Here is a 3133-nt window from a genome sequence, read left to right as displayed (position 1 = left end):
CGACAGCGCGCCCATGAAGCACGGGCTCTCGGACAGGAAATGTGCGCCGTAAGGCGCCGATTGCTGATAGGCCGGACAGCCAAGCACAGCCGCCAGCGCTGCCGCTTCCTGCAGCGCATCGCTTTTGACGATTTCGTCGCCGGCGATGATGACCGGCCGCTCGGCCTTGAGAATGCGTTGCGTCAGCGCCTGCAGGCTCTCGTCCGACGGTCTTACGCGGGTATCGACCCGGGTCGAACGGCCAAGCTCAATGCCGGCTTCCGCATTCAGGATGTCGCCGGGCAACGAGATGAACACCGGCCCGGTCGGCGGCGTGGTCGCGACCTTGGCCGCGCGGCGCACGATCCGCGGCAGGTCCTCCAGCCGCGTCACTTCGACCGCCCACTTCACCAGCGGCTCGGCCATCCGCACCAGCGGGCCGTACAGCAGCGGCTCCATCAGCCCATGGCCCTGCTCCTGCTGGCCGGCAGTGAGGATCATCGGCGTGCCGGTGAACTGCGCATTGTAGAGCGATCCCATCGCGTTGCCGAGACCGGGCGCGACATGGACGTTGCAGGCCACCAGCCGGCCCGAAGCGCGGCTGTAGCCATCCGCGATCGCCACCACCAGGCTCTCCTGCATCGCCATCACATAAGTGAGGTCCGGATGGTCCTTCAGCGCATGCATGATCGGCAACTCGGTGGTGCCGGGATTGCCGAACAGATGCGTGATGCCCTCGTCCTTGAGCAGCGCCAGAAAGGCCGAGCGGCCGGTGATGCGGTTCTTCATTGATTTCCTCCGGCTCGCGATCGTGGCGCGGGCGTGTCGCGATCTTTACCGATCATCCGACCAGCTTCAATGGAGCGCGCTCATGGCTGCAATGCAAGCCGGCCGCGCCGGCGTCAGAACATGCCCTCGCGGCCCCCGCGTTTCTTGCGCTGCGCGCGTTGCCAGACCACGCCGGGATAGCCTTTCAGCGGCACCAATGGCGCGCCGGTATAAGCCCAGTCCGGCACCTCTTCGATGGCGATGTGATAGAGCGGCTCGCGGCCGGTGCGCGACGAAAACAGCGCGCGCGGGATGTTGACCATGTGCGGCCCGCGGGCGCGCTCATAAAATAGCGGCGAGCCGCAGCCGCTGCAGAAGTTGCGCACGGTCTTCGTGGCCTCGTCCTCGAAGCGCGAGATCGCGTCTTCGCCTTTGGTGATGCGGAAGCGCTTGCGCCAGCTGCCGACATAGGTCGCATAGGCCGCGCCATGGGCACGCCGGCTCGCAGCGGAATGATCATGCCACGCCCAGCGCGCCGGCACATCGATCTCGAAGGCGACGCGGCCGCACAGGCATTGGCCGGCGGCGATGCCGGCGGGACCGGATTTGGGCATGGCAAACTATCTCCTCACCGTCATTGCGAGGAGCGCAAGCGACGAAGCAATCCAGAATCGTCGGGTGGTTTCTCGATTGCTTCGCTTCGCTCGCAATGACGTTACTCGGACGGTCACGCCTCCGCCATCTCATCGTAAGCCGGATAATCCGTGTAGCCCTTCTCCGCGCCGCCATAGAAGGTCGGGCGGTGATAGGGCGTCAACGGGAAGCCGTGGGCGAGGCGCCGCGGCAGGTCCGGGTTGGAAATGAAATAGCGGCCGAAGGCGACGACGTCGGCATAGCCGTCGGCAATCGCGGCATTCGCGGTATCACCAACGAAACCGCCGGCTGCCATCAGCACGCCGTTCCAGATCGGACGGAACAGCACCATGGCCGAGGGCACGTTCCGCCAGTCGACGTCGGCGCGGCCGGCGCCGGAGGAGCGCGGCTCGAGCAAATGCAGATAGGCAAGCTTGAACGAATTGAGCGCCTCGACGGCGCGGGTGTAGAGCGGCATCGGGTCCGGCTCTCCGGAGCCGTTGGCGATGCCGTAGGGCGATAGCCGCACCCCGACCCGGTCGGCGCCCCAGACGTCGACCACCGCCTGGGTCACCTCGAGCAGGAAGCGCGTACGGTGTTCGATCGACCCGCCATAGCGATCGGTACGCTGGTTGGTATGCGACTGCAGGAACTGCTCGATCAGATAGCCGTTGGCGCCATGAATCTCGACACCGTCGAATCCGGCGGCCACCGCGTTGTGTGCTGCCCGTCGATAAGCCGTAACGATCTCCGGGATCTCCTCCGTCACCAGCGCGCGCGGCGTCTCATAGGACGCGACCTTGCCGTCAGCAGTCATGGTCTTCAGATCGCCGCCGATCGCCACGGCCGACGGCGCCAGCGGCAGCGCGCCGCCGGGCTGGTACGAGGAATGCGACACGCGTCCGACGTGCCACAGCTGCAGGAAGATGATGCCGCCCTTGGCGTGCACGGCATCGGTGACGCGCTTCCAGCCTGCGACCTGCGCGCCACTGTAGATGCCGGGCACGTTCGGATTGCCGAACCCGGTCGGCAGCACCGGCGAGGCCTCGGCGATCAGGAGGCCGCCCGGCGTGGCGCGCTGCGCGTAATATTCGGCATTGAGCACGTGCGGCGCCAAGGTGCCCGGCTCGGCCCGCATCCGCGTCAACGGCGCCAGCACGACGCGATGTGCGAGCTCGAACGGGCCGAGCTTGAGCGGTGAAAACAGCGCAGGAAGCATCTTTCCCTCTATCCTTGTCCTGTGATCGGAGTCGGCCTCATCTTGTTCGGAAAGGGCGGCAGTGGCAATGTCGGGCGCATCTTGAGAAAGCATTGCGTCCATGACGAAATCCAACGCCCTTCCGTCGCTCAGCCTGCGCATCGACCTCGATTCCGGCGAGCGGATCGGGCCGGGCAAGATCGCACTGCTCGAGAATATCGAGCAGCACGGCTCGATCTCGGCCGCGGGGCGCGCCATGGACATGTCCTACAAGCGTGCCTGGGACTTGGTCGACGAGATCAACCGGATTTGCCGGCAGCCGGTGGTGGAGCGGCAGACCGGCGGCAAGAATGGCGGCGGCGCGGCGCTGACGCCGTTCGGGGAGGCGCTCGTCGAACGTTACAGGCGGATCGAGCGCGACGCGGCAAGCGCAGTGAAGAAGGACCTCGCCGCGCTGCGCAGCGACATCGAGAAGCCGAAGAAGAGCGTGGGGAAGTCGTAGCGGCCAATTGCAGCTACAGCGGAGGTGGACCCTCTCCCCTTGCGGGACAGGGT

General features: G+C 66.2%; 4 protein-coding genes. 1 reads left to right on the top strand and 3 read right to left on the bottom strand.

All coding sequences use genetic code 11. The annotated features are described in order from the left end of the window. The 3 genes from WA702_RS16195 to WA702_RS16185 all read right to left on the bottom strand — a co-directional run. Window positions 1–768: thiamine pyrophosphate-binding protein (locus WA702_RS16195; RefSeq protein WP_425111547.1), on the bottom strand; the 768-nt coding region annotated here is incomplete at its 3' end. Window positions 769–881: 113 nt separating this feature from the next. Then, entirely contained in the window at window positions 882–1361 is a 480-nt protein-coding gene (locus WA702_RS16190; RefSeq protein ID WP_425111546.1) for a GFA family protein, read from the bottom strand. Window positions 1362–1474: 113 nt separating this feature from the next. Continuing rightward, a complete protein-coding gene (locus WA702_RS16185; RefSeq protein WP_425111545.1) occupies window positions 1475–2599 on the bottom strand; it encodes an alkene reductase in 1125 nt (374 codons plus the stop codon). Window positions 2600–2699: 100 nt separating this feature from the next. On the opposite strand from WA702_RS16185, the gene WA702_RS16180 reads away from it, so the two are divergent. After that, entirely contained in the window at window positions 2700–3080 is a 381-nt protein-coding gene (locus WA702_RS16180) for a winged helix-turn-helix domain-containing protein (RefSeq protein WP_425111544.1), read from the top strand. Window positions 3081–3133: the final 53 nt, after the last annotated feature.

The organism is Bradyrhizobium sp., from assembly GCF_049798375.1.
Classification (GTDB): domain Bacteria; phylum Pseudomonadota; class Alphaproteobacteria; order Rhizobiales; family Xanthobacteraceae; genus Bradyrhizobium.
The sequence above is the reverse complement of the archived record's forward strand: the minus strand, read 5'-3'. Positions and strand labels throughout refer to the sequence as shown.